The sequence below is a fragment of the Massilibacteroides vaginae genome (assembly GCF_900178525.1).
In the GTDB taxonomy this organism is placed as follows: Bacteria; Bacteroidota; Bacteroidia; order Bacteroidales; family Tannerellaceae; genus Massilibacteroides; species Massilibacteroides vaginae.
Window position 1 is genome coordinate 650,378 of record NZ_FXDJ01000008.1, and the last position, 21,367, is coordinate 671,744.

The following is a 21,367-nucleotide window of genomic DNA, read 5'->3' on the forward strand; positions in this document are numbered from 1 at the left end:
CCTCATTTAATCAACCACATTTTAGTATTTATGTCGTCAGCACCAAAGATTTTAAGAGCCTCATCGTATTGCTTCTTATTTTGAGCACGCTCGCCATCAGGGTAAATATATCGGAAAGGAATTGTAGTTTGTTTAGCTCCTTCCGGATTTATTCCTCCGTTAAATCCGAGAATATCATTTGTACGTCTGTAATCAAACCAACCTTCTGCCCCTTTTATGAATAATGAAGCCCATTTTTGCCCGATCAGTTGTTTTAACGTACCATCATAACTTACACCATCTTGTATCAGATAACCCTCAGCAGATTCGGAAGAAGCACCCCAATACAAAAGACTCGCCTTAATTCCTTCTTCATAAAAACTTTGAGCCGTTTTACCGGAAACTGTAACTCCCTTTTGTTGCATGACCTCTGCAATCATAAAGCAAACTTCCGGATAGATCATCATACTTGCCTTAACCTTTCCCGGTAAATCCAAATAGAAAACCGATTTATTTAATGTGGATATATTATCACCTCCCCCATTATAGTCATAAATTGAAATTAAAGCGACGGGGGCACCCACATAAGGATTTTTATCTACAAGACCGGACGCAGGGTCAGCAACCTCATCAAATAATAACGACAAACGGGGATCATTACGAGATTGCATAAAATCGATGATTTCCTTACTTGGTCTTCTTTTAATAAATTCAGCGTATTCATCCGTGAGATTTCCACCACCTCCGGTAGGGCCACCCGGCCATTTATGAGTTACCACATAAGGTATTTCAGCATTATCAGCATTACTTTCAAACAATGGATATTCGGATGGATTATTTAGCATCTCTTGAATAGTCGATAGTGCATCAGGAAGTTTATCTGACGCTTTCAGCAACAATCGCAAACGAAGTGAATTCGCAAACTTACGCCACTTCAACACATCACCACCATACATCACATCAGCTGAGGCATCTATAGGTAAAGTCGAACTTTTCAAAAGCGTATTTGCTTCTTTCAATTTTGCGATCAGATCCGGATAAATCTCTTCTTGCTTATCGTATTTCGGATAAACAATTTGTTCATCTTTCGATTTCAAAGCCTCAGAATAAGGGATATCTCCCCATAGGTCCGTAACATACGCAAAATTAAAAACGCCAAGTATAAGTGAAGTCGCGACGTATTGATCACGTCCGTTAGCAATGGCCTGATCATGGAACGTACGATTTTCTGAGAGCCGATAATAATGCGAATCCCAACCTTCCGAAGTCCATCCAAAAGTATCGTCACCTGCGTTTCTTAAGCGTGTCATATATCTGCCTGCAGCAGCTGGTTTGCCCATATAGGCTTCTTTCTGATAATCGTAGGCCGTCGAAATAATAACTTTTGTCAAATAATATACCTCGTCTGCCTTTTCACCGGCGTTCGGATTTGTATTGATTTTTTCAAAATCTGCCGTACAGGCAAATGAAACAAATAGTATTCCGGTCAATAATAATTGTATAACTGTTGTTTTCATTACTAATTTTCTTTTTTTAATATTAGAAACTAACACCGATCTTTATTCCGTAAGTACGCGTATTAGGCAATGACCATCCCCCAACACCCGGAGTAATTGTTCCTGCAGTAAATGTCATTGATGATTCCGGATCAAAACCCTGATCTGCGGCCGTCCAACTATACAAGTTACGCCCCCACAAGCCCAATGTCAGGTTTGTAATAGGTAGTTTTTGTATTGTTTTCTTATCGAAGGAATAATCTAAAGAAACTTCACGTAGCTTTACGTAAGTAGCATCAAAAGTGGAACGTTCATTATAACTCCAATAGTATTCACCATAATAGCTTTCGGGATCAGTAACAAACTCACTTAGTGCAAAACTACCGTCTGCCTGTTGAATATACCCATGCAATTTCATACCATCATTACGTTGTGTGCCATTGGCATCAACCCAAGAAAGTCCTCCGGCAGCCGCATCACGACCGAAAATAGTAGCTTCTGTGCGTCCGTCAGATATCAAGTTTTTAGCCACGTACGAATAAAAATCACCTCCTTGCCTCCAATCAATCAAAGCTGAAAGGGTAAATCCTTTATAATGGAATGTATTTGTAAAACCAATCATAAAGTCCGGATTGTAATTACCAATCTTTACAAATTCATTTTCACGCTGATAAGCTCCGTTTTCTGCCAACCAAGGCTCTCCCGCATGCGGTCCGTCGGGAACTTTTTTCCACGTACGAGCATACATATCACCAAGTTCATATCCCACACGCGCATAATAGTTAATACCTTCACCTCCACCAACATTTATTTCATCAACACCATCGATCAATTCAAGTATCTTATTGCGGTTTCTGGAGAAATTAGCAGCGACATCCCATGTAAATGCTCCTTGAACCGGCGTTCCACTCAAAGATATTTCTATACCTCTGTTCTGTATTTTACCGGCATTAATTGCTCTTGAGCCATAACCAGAAGCAACAGTAGTAGATATATTCATTACTTGGTTCTTGATTTGAGTGTTATAATAGGTAAAGTCCAATCCCAACCGTCCTCCGAAGAAACGCAGATCGGTTCCAACTTCAAATGAAGTACTAATTTCCGGTTTCAATTTGTTGTTTTTCAGACTTCCTTCCTGATTAGCAATATTCTCATCTCCCCAAGAAGTCAATCTTACAACATTATATAACGTATAAGGACTAACATCCTGGCCCACCTGAGAGATATTTCCCCTCAACTTGATATAAGAAATTTTACCGGACTGCTCTAACCGAAGCATATCACTCAACAAAACACTCAATGAAGTTGATGGATAAAAATAAGAATTACTTCCGGTGGGCAAAGTACTCGACCAGTCATTACGTGCCGTTAAATCTAGGAAGACATAATTTTTGTAGGCAACCTGCCCCATACCATAAACACTGTTAATTCGTTTTTCCCATTTATCCGTGGTAGACAGATTCTGAACTGTTCCGGCTACGGCATTCGCGATATTATAAACACCCGGATTAACCAGTTGATTCGTAGCTAATGTACTATTATTGCCCGATTGATCCATCCTGTTTGCACCGGCAGAAACGGAGATAAACCAATCATCATTCAAATTATTTTTGTAAGTAGCGAGAAAATCCGTGTTTTGCTCTTTGAAAAAAGTATTCGACAAGCTATACGCTCCTTGTGGGAAACGCCTTGAACTGAAAGCACTTCTACTTTCACGAGTTTCTCCATAATAGTCAATACCAGTTCTACCCATTATATTAAAGTTTGAGTTGATTTCCCAATTCAACTGTACACTTCCGGTGAGCCGGTCGCGATTATAGCCATTCAGGTTTTCGTAAACAATAAAATACGGGTTATCATTACCTCCGGGCACAGGCGAATTTTGTTCTATTCCTTCTCTGCCGGCTTTCCAATAATTCCGCAACTTTTTAACATTGATATTAGCCGGCATTGTATATACAATATTCACAGCACTCTCTCTGTTAAACGTAGGTCGATTATCACTTTTATTATTTGTGTATGAAACATTGGCGTTTACCTTCAAATTAGGATGAAGTTTATAGCCGGCGGTTAAATTTATATTATTCCTCTTTAAATCCGTATTAGGAACTATACCCTCATTATCCATATTCGTAAATGAAAGTCTGAATTCACCCTGATCATTAGCACCGCTAACAGCAACATTGGTAATTAATGTAGAACCGGTTTGGAAAAAGTCTTTCACGCGATCAGGATACGAAACCCAATCAGTGGCGACAGGATTGCCATTATTATCTAAAGGACTGTCCCATTGTACATACTTTGTGCCATTATCCAATCGAGGTCCCCATGATGCTCCGGATATCACATCAGTCGTTCCTTCTCTCGTACCTGAACCAAACATATTCTGAAACTTCGGAAATTGCCATGCTTCATCAAAAGACAAGCTACTGTTTACACTCACACCAATACCTTTCTTTTGTAATGCTCCTGATTTGGAAGTAATTAAAATCACCCCGTTGGCAGCACGGCTACCATAAAGCGCGGCAGCGGCCGCTCCTTTAAGAACAGAAATAGATGCCACATCGTCCGGATTGATGTCCGAAATAGGATTACCATAGTCAACAACCTGCCTGTTCGAACTTCCCAATTGAGAAGATGTATTATTTACTGAGTTATTAACCGGAATACCATCCAACACAATTAAAGGCTGATTATCACCGGTAAGAGAACGTTGTCCGCGAATATTGATCAATACCGTAGAACCCGGATCAGAAGCAGAAGAACGAATGTTAACACCCGAAACTTTACCGGAAAGACTACTGATCATATTAGCAGACTTCGCATTGGTTACGGCAGACTCATTCAGTTGAGCTACAGAATATCCAAGGGCTTTCTCACTTCGTTTTATACCCAAGGCCGTAACAACTACCTCCTCAAGCTGTTCAACATTTTCCAATAAAATAACATTAATAACGGTTTGATTTCCGACAGTGATCTCTTGTGTATTATAACTTATATACGAATACACTAAAACTGAATTTCCACCGGGAACAGCTAAAGAATATTGTCCGTTACCATCTGTAACTGTACCGGAAGTAGTACCTTTTAAAGAAACACTTACCCCAACCATAGGTTCTCCTGTATTGTCTTTAACAACTCCCGAGATTCTATTTGTCTGTTGTAAATTTTCTTGTTCAATCAACATGTTTGCCCGTAGCGTGGTAAATACAGGTAAACATAAAACACAAATCATAACTAATAGTAGTGCCCTTCGCTTTACGAAGCCAAGCACAGAAAGAATTGAATTCAAATTCATAAAATAGTAAATTTAGTGTTGTTGGAAATTAAAAAAAGATTTAATAGTATACATTAATATCAAACTGATCAGGTAATCATAACGCAAAGTTCATATTCCAATATTTAAGAATAAATAATAATGGAATTACGTTATTAATACGTTTCAGCAATACATATCATTTTCACTCATGAGAATTGACATTTTCATAATAATGACTTTTAAGCACAAAAACAAACGTCAATTATTTATCAAAAACAAGATATCAACGACTTAAAAACACAACATTTACATACTTTCAGCAACTGTCAGCAAAAGTATTCATTTAAACGTTTATGCACAAACAAAAAAGACATATTGTACAACATGTTTTTTTAAATATCTTATTTAACATTCCACCTTATAAAACTATATAACAACATATTAAGGATATAAATACAGATAAAAAACAGGCAATTTTCCTTGAGGTATACTCGCTTAATAAAAATGTCAACTCAATTTAATTAGTTCACAACATAGCTGTTTTTTCTTTGCACGAAAACAAAACATAAGTTCATGCAGAAATAAAAGCACATTATATATGTTGTTTTTCAAATATTTAAACAAATATATATTATACAACATAAAGACAACATATTGCTTAAACGTTTATTTATATAATTTTGTTTTCGATTCTCATTATAGACATCAAAGACTCATACTATACAGCAACAACAAACGAATGGTTCCTTTTTTAATCACTATTATTACGTACAAATATGAAAATACAACCTCACATTATTTTACTCTGTATCCTTTTACCCGGGTATTTATTCGCGCAAGGCGGACAGAGTACAGTTAAGGATGAACCCTATACTGTGCCGCAATCTGTTAAATACGCCATTTCTGATAAGCACAAGGATGTTAATCTAAAAAAACTCGTTATTGATGGAGACAACAGTGTGTTCATTTTAACCAACTTAGGTTTATTCAGGGATTATCCGGGGAATATAATTTCAAAAGATCTTATATACAGCTCATTGGCAGACAAAAAGCCCGTCGATATTTGCATTCAGGAAGAGAAAGAATATTTGTATTACCTGTATCCGGATCGGTTCTTGACAAATAAGCACGCCGGAACAATCTGCGGACATTTACCTCTTAATAAATACAGTCACATTGCTGTCAACAAAGATGATGATGTGTTGTTAGTCGGCAAACAAGGGGCAATTTTATTCAACCGGAGCAACAAGCTGAAAGAGTTTAGCATTCCTCAGGGAGAGTTTGTTAAGCTGTATGTATCAAACAATACTTTTTGGTATTTGTGCAAGGAAGCAGTCTTTGTGCTAGAAAACGACAAGTGGAATAAATTACATGAGGGAAAAAACCTCACCGCGCTGGCTTTTTCCGGAAATAATATTGCTGTGGGAACAACTGACGGTTATTATGTAATTGACAAAAAAGGTAATTCTATCAATAAGAAAAACAATAGGTTGCCTGTTCCTGCTATTACAAATATGCTGACTGTAAAGGATCGTTTTTGGTTTGCTACGGATGACGGTGCTTTTGTTAAGCAGCAAAAAAACTTCGATTACTATGCTTCTAAACGCTGGCTTGACCAGAATCGAGTGATCGACATGGCAGCAGACAAGAACGGCAATCTTTTCTTCCTCACGTCTACCGGATTAAACAAGGTTGAATTTGTTGAAGAGACCTTAGCCGATAAAGCAAATTATATGCAAGACAATCTGCGTAAATATCACCTTCGTTATGGTTTTTCGGCTGAATCAAGACTTACAGACCCAAATGACCCGACCTCTATTCGTTTGGACGACAGTGATAATGACGGACTTTGGACATCCTTTTATTTAGGTAGCCAGGCTTTTCGTTATGCTGTTACTAAAGAAGAGAAAGCCAAAGAATATGTCTGGGAATCGTTTGAACCGTTCGAAAGACTAATAGTTATCCACCCAATTACCGGTTTCTCGGCGAGAACATTCGAACGTACCGGATACATAGCCGGAGACACAGTTCCCTGGCGCCCTGCTCCCGACAAAGATTGGTGGTGGAAAGGTACCACCAGCACCGACGAATTTGTGGCATACCTGTTTGTTACAGCTGTAATTGATCAGTTTGTGGCTACCACCGCGGAAGAAAAAAAGCGTGTAGCAGATTATTTTGATGCTATCATGACGCATATAATCAGTAATGATTACTATTTCATTGACTATGATGGCAAGCCTACATTGTGGGGAAGATGGAATCCGGAATATGTCAATTCTTTTGCCACGACACAGTTTGACCGTCGCTTAAACAGTACCTTGACAATTACCGGACTACAACTGGCCTATAAGTTGACGAATAAAGAGATATACAAAACAGAGGCTTACCGGATGATGAAAGAGCATGGTTATCTGGAGAACATGAAAATTCCGATGAACAACATTAAATTCACCTCCGGATTCCAACACGACGGTATCACCATGGGAGAAGACTGGAATCATTCTGATGATGAGATGGCCTTCCTAACCTACTGGGTGCTTTATCATTACGCCTTCGATAACCAAATTAAAGAAGAATACGCGAAAATGATACGTGACCATTGGGAAATAGAAAAGCCAGAACGTAATGCGCTGTGGAATTTGCTAACTTATGGAACCAGCGGAGATATTGATCTGGAATCTACCATCTGGTATCTGCAAGGTTTCCCGAAAGATCGCACTCGCTACGAAGTAAAAAATTCGCATAGAAAGGATATTGAACTCATGCCTGTAGATCTACAGTCAAATTTCAGAGATCAAAAAACAAAGGAACTGCTTCCTAAAAGAGAACGCCCCATGAACCGTCATAACAATAATGAGTTTTTTATTGACGGAGGCCGTGGCAGTAGTAGAACTTTATCAGGTGATGAATACCTGCTTCCTTATTGGATGGCACGCTATCTTAAAGTGATAAAATAAGACATATAAAAATTTTAACGCCCGTGCTTTTATCTTTTGAGGCTCCTCAAAAAACAAAAGCACGACCGTCAAAAGACAAAAGCACGGCCGTCAAAAAATAAAAACATACAGAATATCTCTTCTTATCATACGATATTTCACTGAAAATTAACTTGATTACAGTTAACATTAAAACGACAAGTAAATGAGAACATCTGCCATCCAATTATTACTCCTGTTTTTTACAGCAACATTGGGTTGTAGTTGCCAAGGTTCAGCCTCAAAAAAGGTAAGTGAAGATGGCCTGCAAATTACTGAACAGACAAGAGATCATGTGTTGCAACGTATCATTTCCGCCTACTCTCCCGAAGAACTGAACAAGCTAAACTCCGAGCAGATATTAGCCTTGCTTAGTAAAGAAGAAAAAGCGGTATTTGCAGATCTACATTGGCGGTTCGTAACTAACAAACCGGCTTTGGTGTCTGTTATGCGCCACAATAAGCAGGAAACCATTCCTTTCTGGTTAACCGAAAAAGGGTTTTTAAAAACGCAACTTACTGTTACGAATGAGAATTATGAATATGAAGTTTGGCAAAAAGAGTTTCCGGCAGGCGAGATCAATCTGGGAATAAATGGATTTGATTTGCATCGACCTGTCTATTTCGTAACAATCGGTCCGGTTCAGGGGAGCGACATGCCGGAAATTATTCAACATGCGCCCGATAAATGGGAAGTAAGCCACATGGAAAAAGGCGCGTATATTTACAATGATTGGGACGAATTGGTAATCAAGGATTTTCCTAAAGAAATTGAAGGGCATATACTATTTACTACTATTCGGGGGCGTGCTCGTGAATCAGCCATTCAGGGTTGCTTTCGGGCAACAACGAATCCATCCTCTAAAGATGTTGATCAAATAGTGTTGACATGGTGTGCTGATCCGGCCACAACGCAAGCAATCCAATGGCGTACGGATCCGTCTGTCGTAAAGACTTCTCTTAGATATTGGAAGGCAACAGAGAATAAAAAGAGCTATAAAGAAAAAGATGCCACCTACGAAATGCTACGCGACAGTTATATTTACAACAATCCGGAGGTAAAGCATTGGCAGATCAACCTCTCACGACTTATTCCGGACACGGAATACAACTATCTGGTATACAATGCCGATACAAAAAAAGAAAGCAAAACTTATACGTTTCGGACCGGACCGGAGGATGATCGTCCTTTCAGTTTCATCTATCTGGGCGATACACACAATGATGATATTGTTGGGCCCGTTTTAAATCAAGCGATCAAGGAATCTCCCAACGCTGCATTTCTTATTCATTCCGGTGATCATGTAAATACCGGATTGTTCAGAGATCTTTGGGATAAGTATTTTAATTCGGCAAAAGAGGTCTTCCCTGCATTATCATTTGCGCCGACACTTGGAAATCATGATAGTCAGGACGGTTTGGCTCCAACGTTGTTTACTCAACTATTTATGCTGCCGGATAATACGGATAACGATTTACCTGCTGAGCGAAATTACACATTCTCTTACGGAAATGCACGTTTTTTCATGATCGACGCAACGGGAGATATTACTAAAATTGCCTATTGGTTAGAAAAAGAACTTAGTCGGACAACGGAAGTCTGGAAGATAGCAGTCACCCATTTCCCACCCTATGCAACAGACGATTCTTATCCAGAAATACGTGAATCATGGTGTACTTTGTTTGATAAATACCATGTTGATCTGGTTTTGTCCGGACATGTTCATCAATACTTCCGATCATATCCGATAAACAATCAACAGGTCGAATCTACTTCAGATAAAGGTACGGTCTATGTATCCTCCGTTACAGTTGAACCTCGAGAGCCCGAGCCTGTATCGTCTACTTATAATAAGGTATATGCTAACAAAGGCAGTTTATACCAAATCATTCGGATTGATAAGCATACGCTCGATTTCAAATCTAAACGAATCGACAACAGCATAGCTGATCAATTCCGGCTACAAAAACAGAACCAATCACAGAAGCAATAAAACATGAAGTTTAAACATATATTCATAGCATCAATAGTGGTTTTCTTCTTCACGGCATGTGCAAAACAAAGCCCGATAGAGGAGATCGTATTAACGGAAAACTGGAAACTCCATTCTTCGGAAGGGATTAGTCAGGATGGAACAGCCTTATCCACGTATCCGGTTACCGACAATTGGGTGGAGACTTCGTTACCATCCACGGTGTTAGGCGCGTTATGCAATGCGGGTATTTATGAAGACCCTTTTTTCGGCATGAATCTGGAGAAAATCCCGGCTGCTCAATTCGAAAAACCATGGTGGTATCTTACCGATTTCGATCTTGCCGGTTTTAATGCGGAAACAGAGCAAACCATGCTCTTTCTCGATGGCATTAACTATCAGGCTAATGTTTGGTTAAACGGCAAACAAATACTATCCGCCGACACTGCCTTCGGTGCTTTCCGGCAATTTGCCTGTGACATAACAGATATCGCAACAGAAAAAAGCAACAAAATGGCGATTGAAATCATACCTCCGCAACCCGGTGATTTTTACATGGGTTTTGTAGACTGGGCTCCTGTCCCACCCGATCATAATATGGGTATTTATCGTCAGGTAAGGATCAAACGCAGTGGAAAAGCTACAATAAATCGTCCGTTCATAATAACCGACGTAAACACAGAAACGCTTGACGAAGCAACATTATCAATCTCTGCAGAACTGACCAACCATGGTGGAAAGAGTAAAAGAATGACACTTGAGGCAAGAATCGAAGAATGTGTGGTAAAAGAAACATTCACAATTGAAGCAGGAGAAACACTACTTGCCCAACTCACGCCGGACAAGTTTAAAAATCTCCTGATCAAAAGCCCTCGCCTCTGGTGGCCTAACGGTTTGGGTAATCCGGAAATGTACACAATGCACCTGTCCTTAAAAGAAGGCAATACGTTATGCGACACCAGCTCCGTTAGATTCGGAATTCGCTCCATCGACACATATATGAATAAACAGGGCGTGCGCGGTTATAAAGTAAACGGCAGAAAAGTATTGATTAAAAGCGCAGGATGGGTTGATGACCTCTTCCTTCGAGACAATACTCGCAGCAACAAAGCTCAAATACGTTATGTAAAGGAAATGAACTTAAATTCAATCCGTTTTGAAGGTTTTTGGGGTACAAGTCCGGAAATATACAATCTATGTGACGAGAATGGTATTTTGTTAATGGTCGGGTGGAGCTGTCAATGGGAATGGCCTGATTATCTCGGCTTAGCAATGGAAATGCCCGAAGAAGACGAGAACATCCCTATTAATGAGGGTGTAGATAAATATGGCGTTAAAATTACGCCGGAAGAAGAGCAATTATTATCCGATATGTTCAGAGACCAGGTGCTTTGGTTAAGGAATCATCCTTCTATTTTTGTTTGGGCGGTAGGTAGTGATGCTATGCCTAAGCCTTCTTTAGAAGCGAAATACACTGAAACACTAAACAAGTATGATTCAAGCCGCTCATTATTGGTTTCCGCCGGTGATTTCACCAGCGAGCTGTCCGGACCAACGGGTATGAAGATGAACGGCCCGTACGAGTATGTACCTCCGGTTTATTGGTTTGAGGATAAAAAATTAGGAGGGGCTTTTGGTTTTAACACAGAAACCGGTCCCGGTCCACAGATTCCTCCTATCAGCAGCATAAAGAAAATGATACCTGAAGAATATCTTTGGCCGCCTCTTAACGAAATGTGGGATTTCCATTCCGGCCGAAAAGATTTCAACAGCGTGAAGGTTTACCTGAATGCCATGAACAAAAGGTATGGCGCATCACAAAATCCGGAAGAATTGGCTATGAAAGCGCAGTGGGCTAACTATGAAGCTATCCGACCTATGTTTGAAGCCTTTGTTATTAATCATCCTGTGGCAACCGGAGTTGTTCAGTGGCAACTAAATTCAGCCTGGCCTGAATTTTATTGGCAACTATACGACTGGTATTTAATGCCGACAGGCGCGTATTTCGGAACAAAAAAGGCTTGTCAGCCTATAAACGTGATATACAACTATCACGACAGGAATGTATACGTTGCAAACGATGCTTTGGGAGACATTTCCAACCATACAGTAAAAGCTACTTTATATACCAGTAGGTCCACAGAAGTCTTTAACTACGAAAAAAAGATGTCTGTCCGCGAAAACTCGTCAGAAGTTTTAACCGCACTTCCCGCATTAACCGATAAGGAGGAAACTTATTTTCTCAACCTCACCATACATGACAGCAGCCATAAGTTGGTGGCAGATAATTTTTACTGGTTGTCCGGTCAAGAGGACCAAATGGAATGGAATCAATACTATTGGTTCTATACTCCACAGAAACAATTTGCCAATTTCAATGCGTTAAAAAATCTGCCGGAATCACAGGTTAACGTTTCAAAAAACGTTTATCAGGAAAATAATGAATGGGTGATTGATGTTATATTAAGTAACTCCGGCAAAAACATCGCATTCTGTATAGAGTTACTTCTGGTCAACAAAGACACTGAAGAGCCTGTGCTCCCGGTATACTGGACCGACAACTATGTATCTTTAATCAACAACGATACAAAGAAAATAACAGCTCGTTGCAATATTGATGAAGTTGCGTCAGAACCTGATGTAATCATACAAGGCATTAATGTAAATCGGATAAAGAAATAATTGTAACTTTAAGCACCATGTATAAATACAAGAAAAACAGCATACGTTTCATTTTCGCTGCAGTCGGGTTTCTTTTTGTAATGCTGACCGCGCATGCGGAAAGCATTAATCTGTCGGGTAGTCGTTTAATGGTTTCCTCAACCATAAAATCTCCGGTAAAAGAAACAGTCGTACTCATGTTGCAGGAAGAGGTTAACAAACGCACAGGTGAGAATTGGACAACCACAAGCACCTGGAATAATACACCGGTTATTGCTCTTGCGCTAACTTCAGACCAAGAGTTGAACGGCAGGCAACTTCCGGACAAATCTCAACTACCCGGCAAACCGGAAGGTTTTAGTCTGATTGTTGCGGAAAATGCTTCGCAACCTGTCATCTGGCTTATCGGTGCAGACGAACGTGGCGTTCTGTTTGCTGCCGGGCATTTATTACGTATGATTAACCCGAAAAACAAGCGTATTACATTTAATTCCGGAAACACGGTAAAAAACGAACCTGAATATGCAATCAGGGGACATCAACTTGGCTACAGAAACACGGCTAATTCATACGATGCCTGGTCAAAAGAACAGTATGAACAATACATCAGGGAACTGGCTATTTTTGGAACGAACAGTATTGAAACGATTCCTTTCGACACAACTCCGGCGGCATTAATGAAAGTACCCAAAGAGGAAATGAATAGGCATATCAGCCGGGTTTGTTATAATTATGGCTTAGATTATTGCGTCTGGACTCCGGCAAGCGTTGATCTTTCAGACAAAAAATTATTTGCGGAAGAAGTCAAGAGGCATGCTGAATACTACAAACTATGTCCGCATTTGAGCGACGTATTTGTTCCGGGAGGTGATCCCGGCGACAATCATCCCCGCTATGTACTGCCTTTTTTAAAAGCTATTGCGGAGGAACTTGTAAAGTATCATCCACAGGCAGGTGTTTGGGTTTCTCTTCAGGGTTTTAGCGATGAGCAAATTGATTACTTCTACCACTTTTTATCAACTAATAATCCCGATTGGTTACGAGGTGTTGTTAGTGGTCCGAGTAGCCCTTCTTTATCCGAGACTCGCTTTCGCTTACCCGAAAAATATAAGCACAGACATTATCCAGACATTACGCATACAATACGCTGCCTCTATCCTACACTGCATTGGGATCAGGCGTTCGCACTTACGTTAGGTAGGGAGCCTGTAAATCCTGAGCCGACTTATTACGCGGCAATACACGATCAATTCGCATCATTTACAGATGGATTTATATCGTATTCGGATGGTGCTCATGACGACCTCAATAAGTTTATATGGACACGTAAAGGCTGGAGTAAAGAAGAAGACCCAGTTAATATCACAGCGCAATACGTACGCTTTTTCTTTGGCACAAAAACCGAAGACCGTGTAACTGACGCCATCTTCGGATTAGAGCGGAATTGGAACGGACCAATAGAAACGAACGGAGGAATTGAAATGACTTTTGCCCGTTGGCAACAGCTTGAAAAGGAATATCCCAAGCTGCAAAAAAACTGGCGCTGGCAAATGTTACTTCTACGTGCATATTACGACACCTATATCAAAAGAAGGAAACTTCACGAACAGGCTCTTGAGAAAGAAGCGAACAAAATACTCGAACAAGCTGAAAGCAAAGGTGCAACAGAAGTAATGAAACTGGCTTTAAACAAAGTAAATGAAGCGGATCAAATCAATATAGCAACTGAATTGAGAAAGAAGGTTGTAGACTATTGCGAAGCACTATTCCAGTCAGTTGGTTTGCAAACAAGCGTCGAGAAGTATCAGGCAAGAAGTGCAGAGCGAGGCTGTGTGCTGGATTTCATAGATTATCCACTCAACAATCGCTGGTGGTTGTCTGATCAGTTTGATTCAATATCACAACTTCAAACAGAAGCGGAAAAGCAAAAAGCTTTAGCTGTTATCCGAACCTGGAGCAACCCCGGACCCGGCAGTTTTTACGATAATGTATCAGACATCAGTCAAAGTCCTCGCGTTAAAACGGTTGTACATGACGCTTGCGATGTAGCTTGGTGGGATAACGGAAAAAGTCGCAAAAGACTATCTACACAATTATTCCAGAACTTCCCTCGGTTAGTTTACGAAGACCTTGATCCCAAGTCAAGGTATGTAATTCGCATAGCAGGTTATGGTGATGCTTTACTAAGAGTAGATGGAGTTAGAATCTCTCCGACCCTATACAATAAAGAACTGGAGGAATTCAAAGAGTTTCCGGTAGACAGAAGGTTCTTTCAGGATGGAAAACTGGAAATCTCGTTCGATGAGCCGGAAGAGTCTCACCTCAACTGGCGAAAACAATCCAAGATATGTGATATTTGGTTGATCAAACAATAATATTAAACTAAAATAATTCAGAACATGAAACGAATTCAGCTTTCTTTTTTAATCATTTTATCTGTATTATTCACACATTGTAGTCCTTCCGCGGATAAGAATGAGCAGAAATCTGCCCCACAGGTAAAAAATGTCATTGTCATGATTGGAGATGGTATGGGAGTATCTCAGGTTTATGCCGGACTTACAGCCAACAAAGGTTCTTTGCATCTGGAAAAGTGTCAGTTTGTAGGTTTCTCCAAAACTTTTTCCGCAAATAATTACATTACAGATTCAGCCGCCGGTGGTACTGCCATCGCTTGTGGAGTTAAAACAACAAATGGAGCCATAGGTGTAGACGCAGATGGCAATTCGGTTAAATCGATGCTTGAGTACGCTGCCGAGCATGATCTGTCTACAGGAGTTGTATCCTCTTGTTCTGTTACCCATGCTACCCCTGCCTCTTTTGTTGCACACCAGCCAAGCCGTAAAATGGAAGAAGAGATCGCTGTCGATTTTCTTAACTCAGACATTACATTGTTTATTGGTGGTGGTAAGCGTTATTTTGATGCGCGTTCGGATGGTGAGAATCTATTGGAAAAACTTGAGGCAAAAGGTTTTCAGGTTGCACTTAACATGGATGATGTTAAGAAAGTTACTTCAGGTAAGTTGGCCGGTTTAATTGCCGATGAGCACCCCGAATCTTATCCTGAAAGAGGAGAGTTCCTGCCTGAAAGTGTTCAAAAAGCTATTGATTTGCTTAAGAATAATGAAAAGGGCTTCTTTCTTATGGTAGAAGGATCGCAGATCGACTGGGCTTGCCATGGCAACGATCAGGAAAATCTGGTTAACGAAATGGTAGACTTTGACCGCGCTATTAAAGTAGCTTTTGACTATGCGGCACAGGACCCAAACACGCTCGTTATCGTTACGGCTGATCACGAAACAGGTGGAGCCGCTTTAACAGGTGGAAACTTGTCCACCGGTGAAGTTGGTGTCACCTTTGGTACTAAGGGACATACCTCTGTTATGGTTCCGGTTTTTGCTTATGGAGCAGGAGCTGTTGATTTCGCCGGAATCTATCAAAATTCTGACATCTTATCTAAAATAATCAAGCTCTATGGTTTTGAAAAGTAATCAACAAAAATTAATCCTGTTCCTTTTGTTAATCACAACCGGACAGTTGATAGCAAGAGAGTCTGTAGTGGCAGACATTTTATATAAGTTCAATCACACCCCAGATCGTATTTTGGTTGCGGCTCATCGTGGTGCGCATCAAAACTATCCGGAGAATTCGCTCGCTTCTTATCGCGAAGCCATTCGCTTAGGCGTGGATATCATTGAAACAGACGTAAGGGCAACAAAAGACGGTGTTCTGGTTATTATGCACGATAAAACAGTAGACCGCACAACAAATGGCACTGGCAACGTAAGTGACTATACGTTTAACGAACTTCGCGAACTACGTTTGAAACATAACGGACAAGTAACAGGCGAACTTATCCCCTCCTTTGAGGAAGTTTTACAACTCATCAAAGGGAAAATCATGCTTGATGTAGACTTCAAAGCAGATCAGCGTTTTGCCGAAAAAACATGCCACGCCATTAAAGAAGCCGAAATGGAAGATCAGGTGCTTTTCTTTATGTATGACTATAAGGAGATTCCCGCTCTACGAAAAATCGCTCCCTCTATTCTTGTTATGCCTCGCGCATACAGTCTTAAAGATATGGATAAGATCATGAAAATGGGAAACATTCCCGTTATCCACATTGATCCGTCGTATTATAAAGAGAAAACGATCAGGGAATATGCCGATAAAACAAGGATATGGGCTAATGCTTTAGGCAAATATGACAATTACAGCAACAAGAGCGAAGGTTTCGAACAAATGTTGAAAGACCTCAGGCATGTAAATATCATCCAGACCGATTTCCCTGAGGAACTTATACGATTTCTCGATCAAAAAGAAAGGGAAAAACTCCGGGCAACGAACCCTGTAATTCTCCGTTCCGAAATAATAAAAGAACCAAAATCCGTTCCATCCGCTCATGCCTCTACCATCGTAGAAACCGAAGATGGGATGCTTGCGGCATGGTTTGGCGGGACTTACGAAAGACATCCGGACGTAAGTATATATACCTCCAGACTAAAAGACGGCGTATGGAGCGATCCGGTTCTTGTGGCCGACGGTGTACAAAACGAATCATTCCGTTTCCCTTGCTGGAACCCTGTTTTGTTTAAGCGAGACAACGGCGATCTGATCCTTTTCTATAAAGTTGGTCCCAGTCCAAGCACCTGGTGGGGCAAATACAAACTATCTACTGACGAAGGAAAGAGTTGGTCTGATATGGAAGTAATCCCCCGAGCCTGCGTAGGTCCTATCAAAAATAAGCCCGTAATTATTCCCGGAAAGAATATTCTTTATCCTACAAGCATAGAAATCCCCGGAAAATGGAATGTTTATATGGAAATATCCGATCAGAGTCTGAACAACTGGGAAAAGATAGAGATAGATAATAATGGCTTTGAAGCCATTCAACCATCTGTACTGTTCCATAAAGACGGTTCATTGCAAATTGTTTGTCGATCCAAGAATAAAAGCGTTGTAGAATCCTGGTCAAGAGATAATGGCAAAACCTGGTCGAAACTTATGGCGACCGAACTTCCCAATAATAACTCAGGGACAGACGCGGTTACTTTAACAAATGGCATGCATATTATAATATACAATCCAATAACAGAAGGTAGAAACAAACTGGCAATAGCAGGTTCGTATGACGGTAAAATATGGGAAAAGTTAATTGATCTGGAAGATCATACCTCCGGAGAATATAGTTATCCCGCTATTATACAAGATAAGGAAGGTAACGTTCATGCAACCTATACTTACAACCGGGAAAAGATCAAATATGTACAATTAAAATTCCAGTGATTTGAAATCAACACGTGTATCTATAAAAGATATTGCAATAAAGGTAGGGGTATCTAATGCAACCGTTTCTCTTGTCCTAAATGGAAAAGAGAAAGAAGGGCGCATCAGAAAAGAAGTAGCCGAAAAGGTGCTTCAGGCCGCTAAGGATTTAAACTATGAACCAAACAACTTCGCCAGAGGTTTGAGGATGGGGCATTCAAACACGATCGGTTTAATATTAGCTGATATATCCAATAGCTTTTTTGCCAATATCGCCTTTTACATTCAAGAGTATGCGGAAGAATATGGATATTCCGTCATAATCACCAACACAAATGAGAGCGGCAAAAAAATGGAGAAAATGATCCATATTCTTAAAAGCAGACAAGTGGATGGTTTTATCATTGTGCCTACCGAAGATGGGGAAGATTATGTTAATGAGCTATCTAAAACTAAAACTCCGATCGTTTTATTGGATCGTTATTTTCCGAATCTCCCAATCAGTCATATTGTTGTTAATAACTATCATGCCTCTTTTAATGCGGCCAATCTTTTGATAGACTCCGGGTGCAAAAACTCAGGACTGATCATTTATAACAACAAGCTGCCTCACATGCAGGATCGGGAAAAAGGATACATGGAGGCATTAACAAAAAAGAACTGCTATAATCCGGCACTGACAAAAAAAATAACCTACAGTAATATTGAACAGGATATTTCAAATGCGATCGAGGAGTTACTTAAAGAAAATCCTAAAGTAGACGGAATATTCTTTGCATCAAACAGTATTTCTGTCATCGGAATAAAGCACTTATTAAAACTCGGCGTACGTATTCCGGAAGACATTCAGGTTGTTTGTTTTGATAAAAATGATGCTTTTGATTTTATTCCATTCCGGATTCCCTACGTGCAACAACCCATTCAGGAAATGAGTAAAAAAAGCGTAGAGGTACTCATGGAACAGATAAAAAAAACGAATACAATACCAACAACAATGGAAATGTTTGCTCGCTTATCGAACATTCCATAGTTAAACACAGCAACAAAATGAAAAAACCTTTATATGGTATTATACCACCATTAGTTACTCCGTTAATCGATAATGACCGTATAGATATTGAAGGTCTCGAACGGCTTATCGAACATGTTATTGCCGGAGGAGTACACGGTATTTTTATTCTCGGAACAACGGGTGAAGCGCAAAGTCTGAGCTTCACCCTCAGAGCGGAAATGATTAAACTAACCAGCCGGATCGTAAAAGGAAGACTTCCTCTTTTAGTCGGCATCTCAGACACATCTATTGTAGATAGTGTTAACCTGGCTAAAACAGCGGCCAATTTCGGCGCAGACGCGTTGGTTTCCGCGCCACCGTACTATTTTGCCACAGGACAGCCCGAACTGGCTGAATTCTATGAAAGCCTCATCCCTGAGCTGCCTTTGCCTATCTTCTTGTATAATATGCCTACTCACACAAAAGTTTCCTTTGCTCCCTCAACGATACGAAGAATCGCGCAAAACCCTAAAGTGATAGGTTTTAAAGACAGTTCGGCCAATGGAGCTTATTTTCAGGCCGTCATGTATGAAATGAAAGAACACGAAAACTTCTCCATCTTTGTAGGTCCTGAAGAGATGACCGCCGAGGTTGTTCTTCTAGGAGCCAACGGTGGTGTAAACGGTGGGGCGAATATGTTCCCCAAGCTCTATGTTGATCTTTTCAATGCCGCTCGCGAGAAGGATATGGAACGTGTAAGCCTCTTGCACAATAAAGTGATGCAGATCAGTTCTTCTATTTACAGCATCGGCAGTTTTGGCTCCAGTTATCTGAAAGGGGTTAAATGTACTTTATCCTTGTTAGGAATATGTAATGATTTTTTAGCCTCGCCATTCAATAAATTCGGGGATGAGCATCGTAAAAAAATCAAGGATGCCTTAGATGCGTTAGATCTGAACTATTAATTCAAAAGTTAAACTTTAAATAAAAAGCCATGAACACAAATTATCCAACCATCGGTATTCGACCTATTATTGACGGTCGTAGAAAAGGGATCAGAGAATCTCTTGAAGATACCACAATGAATCTGGCTAAAAGTGTAGCTCAATTCTACACAAGTAATTTGAACTATCCGGATGGTACGCCGGTAAAATGTATTCTTGCGGACACCTGTATTGGTGGAGTAAAAGAAGCGGCAGACTGTGCTGCCAAATTTGAGAGGGAAAACGTCGGACTTAGTCTTTCGGTTACACCTTGCTGGTGTTATGGATCGGAAACGATTGATATGAATCCGCTTATACCCAAAGCCATCTGGGGATTTAATGGCACCGAACGTCCGGGTGCTGTTTATCTGGCAGCGGCATTGGCTGCACATACTCAGAAAGGACTTCCCTGTTTCGGTATATATGGTAGAGACGTACAGGATATGAACTCTTCGGAAATCCCCAAAGACGTACAGGAAAAGCTTTTACGCTTTGCTAAGGCGGGATTGGCTGTCGCGTTAATGCGTGGAAAATCGTATTTGGCTATCGGATCGGTTTCGATGGGAATAGCCGGGTCTATAGTGAGCCCTGATTTCCTACAAGAATACCTGGGACTTCGTGCGGAGTTTGTAGACTGCTCCGAGATTAGTCGTCGCATTCAATACGAGATTTTCGATAAAGAAGAATACCGGAAAGCGCTTGAATGGACGCAGAAGAACTGCATAACGAACGAAGGCGAAGACTACAATCCGGAGCATTTGCGTAAAAGCAGGGAAGATAAAGATAAAGACTGGGCATTTGTGGTGAAAATGACGCTGATCATGCGTGATCTGTTAATTGGCAATCCCAAACTGGCCGAAATGGGGTATAAGGAGGAAGCAATGGGGCATAATGCTATTTGTGGCGGATTCCAGGGGCAACGTCAGTGGACGGATTTTCTTCCTAACGGAGACTTTTCCGAAGCTATACTTAATTCTTCCTTCGATTGGAACGGCATACGTAAGCCTTTCGCTTTTGCCACCGAAAATGATCATCTGAACGGCATAAGTATGCTGTTTAACCAACTGCTAACGAATACGTCTCAGCTATTTGCCGATGTGCGTACTTACTGGAGCCCTGAAGCTATCGAACGAATAAGCGGATGGAAACCGGACGGTATGTTGAAAGACGGAGCGATTCACTTGATCAACTCCGGCTCTTGTACGCTCGACGGAACAGGGCAACAGACTAAAGACGGTAATCCGGTGATGAAACCCTTCTGGGAGATCACCGCAAACGAAGTAGACAAAATGCTTGAAGCAACGAAATGGCATCCGGCCAATCTGGAATATTTCAGAGGAGGTGGTTACTCATCCAAGTTTTTGTCTAAAGCCGGTATGCCGGTTACCATGTGCCGCCTCAATTTAGTAAAAGGACTCGGTCCGGTTCTTCAATTGGCCGAAGGCTGGACAGCAACATTCCCGGAACACGTGTTTAACCTGATCGACAAACGTACGGACAAAACATGGCCGTCTACTTTCTTTATTCCACGGGTTACGGGCAAAGGCCGATTCAAGGATGTTTATTCGGTAATGAATTATTGGGGAGCCAATCATGGAGCTATCAGCTACGGGCATATCGGTCTCGACTTAATCGCGTTGGCTGCCATGCTTCGCATTCCGGTTTGCATGCATAATGTAGACGAAAGCGAACTATTCCGTCCGTCGGCATGGAGTGCGTTCGGGTCAGACGCGGAAGGATCAGACTATCGTGCATGTAACACCTATGGTCCAATCTACAAATAACA

11 protein-coding genes are annotated in these 21,367 nt (G+C 40.8%); 9 read left to right on the plus strand and 2 right to left on the minus strand.

What is annotated here, in order from left to right; genetic code table 11:
* Positions 1-2: 2 nt before the first annotated feature.
* Together B9Y81_RS08040 and B9Y81_RS08045 are read right to left on the minus strand one after the other, a co-directional pair.
* Positions 3-1,496 carry a SusD/RagB family nutrient-binding outer membrane lipoprotein gene (locus B9Y81_RS08040; RefSeq protein ID WP_085536462.1) on the minus strand — a complete coding sequence of 498 codons (1,494 nt, stop codon included), beginning with the start codon at positions 1,494-1,496 and terminating at the stop codon, positions 3-5.
* A 22-nt stretch (positions 1,497-1,518) separates the two neighbouring features.
* A complete protein-coding gene (locus tag B9Y81_RS08045) occupies positions 1,519-4,773 on the minus strand; it encodes a SusC/RagA family TonB-linked outer membrane protein (RefSeq protein ID WP_085536463.1) in 3,255 nt (1,084 codons plus the stop codon).
* Between the two features lie 737 nt (positions 4,774-5,510).
* On the opposite strand from B9Y81_RS08045, the gene B9Y81_RS08050 reads away from it, so the two are divergent.
* The 9 genes from B9Y81_RS08050 (at position 5,511) to B9Y81_RS08090 (ending at position 21,365) form a co-directional block, all read left to right on the plus strand.
* Positions 5,511-7,691, plus strand: coding sequence for a ligand-binding sensor domain-containing protein (locus B9Y81_RS08050; RefSeq protein ID WP_085536464.1), 2,181 nt, complete (start codon positions 5,511-5,513; stop codon positions 7,689-7,691).
* Between the two features lie 184 nt (positions 7,692-7,875).
* Positions 7,876-9,702 (plus strand): purple acid phosphatase family protein, encoded by a 1,827-nt coding sequence (locus B9Y81_RS08055; protein ID WP_085536465.1) that lies wholly within the window; start codon positions 7,876-7,878, stop codon positions 9,700-9,702.
* A gap of 3 nt (positions 9,703-9,705) precedes the next feature.
* Positions 9,706-12,363 carry a glycoside hydrolase family 2 protein gene (locus B9Y81_RS08060; RefSeq protein ID WP_085536466.1) on the plus strand — a complete coding sequence of 886 codons (2,658 nt, stop codon included), beginning with the start codon at positions 9,706-9,708 and terminating at the stop codon, positions 12,361-12,363.
* 17 nt (positions 12,364-12,380) lie between these two features.
* Entirely contained in the window at positions 12,381-14,717 is a 2,337-nt protein-coding gene (locus tag B9Y81_RS08065) for a hypothetical protein (protein ID WP_085536467.1), read from the plus strand.
* A gap of 24 nt (positions 14,718-14,741) precedes the next feature.
* Positions 14,742-15,833, plus strand: coding sequence for an alkaline phosphatase (locus B9Y81_RS08070; RefSeq protein WP_085536468.1), 1,092 nt, complete (start codon positions 14,742-14,744; stop codon positions 15,831-15,833).
* Positions 15,817-17,628, plus strand: coding sequence for an exo-alpha-sialidase (locus B9Y81_RS08075; protein WP_085536469.1), 1,812 nt, complete (start codon positions 15,817-15,819; stop codon positions 17,626-17,628). Before B9Y81_RS08070 ends, B9Y81_RS08075 begins: the two co-directional genes overlap by 17 nt.
* Position 17,629: 1 nt before the next feature.
* Positions 17,630-18,637, plus strand: coding sequence for a LacI family DNA-binding transcriptional regulator (locus B9Y81_RS08080; protein WP_085536470.1), 1,008 nt, complete (start codon positions 17,630-17,632; stop codon positions 18,635-18,637).
* A gap of 17 nt (positions 18,638-18,654) precedes the next feature.
* Positions 18,655-19,563, plus strand: coding sequence for a dihydrodipicolinate synthase family protein (locus tag B9Y81_RS08085; RefSeq protein ID WP_085536471.1), 909 nt, complete (start codon positions 18,655-18,657; stop codon positions 19,561-19,563).
* Between the two features lie 29 nt (positions 19,564-19,592).
* Positions 19,593-21,365: an L-fucose isomerase gene (locus B9Y81_RS08090; RefSeq protein ID WP_085536472.1), complete on the plus strand. Its 1,773-nt coding sequence runs from the start codon at positions 19,593-19,595 to the stop codon at positions 21,363-21,365.
* Positions 21,366-21,367 lie beyond the last annotated feature (2 nt).

Bases quoted from the DNA above. Each gene is read 5' to 3' on its own strand.
- B9Y81_RS08090 (WP_085536472.1), top strand. From the start codon at position 19,593: ATGAACACAAATTATCCAACCATCGGTATTCGACCTATTATTGACGGT.
- B9Y81_RS08065 (WP_085536467.1), top strand. From the start codon at position 12,381: ATGTATAAATACAAGAAAAACAGCATACGTTTCATTTTCGCTGCAGTC.
- B9Y81_RS08050 (WP_085536464.1), top strand. From the start codon at position 5,511: ATGAAAATACAACCTCACATTATTTTACTCTGTATCCTTTTACCCGGG.
- B9Y81_RS08045 (WP_085536463.1), bottom strand. From the start codon at position 4,773: ATGAATTTGAATTCAATTCTTTCTGTGCTTGGCTTCGTAAAGCGAAGG.
- B9Y81_RS08055 (WP_085536465.1), top strand. From the start codon at position 7,876: ATGAGAACATCTGCCATCCAATTATTACTCCTGTTTTTTACAGCAACA.
- B9Y81_RS08070 (WP_085536468.1), top strand. From the start codon at position 14,742: ATGAAACGAATTCAGCTTTCTTTTTTAATCATTTTATCTGTATTATTC.
- B9Y81_RS08075 (WP_085536469.1), top strand. From the start codon at position 15,817: ATGGTTTTGAAAAGTAATCAACAAAAATTAATCCTGTTCCTTTTGTTA.
- B9Y81_RS08040 (WP_085536462.1), bottom strand. From the start codon at position 1,496: ATGAAAACAACAGTTATACAATTATTATTGACCGGAATACTATTTGTT.
- B9Y81_RS08060 (WP_085536466.1), top strand. From the start codon at position 9,706: ATGAAGTTTAAACATATATTCATAGCATCAATAGTGGTTTTCTTCTTC.
- B9Y81_RS08085 (WP_085536471.1), top strand. From the start codon at position 18,655: ATGAAAAAACCTTTATATGGTATTATACCACCATTAGTTACTCCGTTA.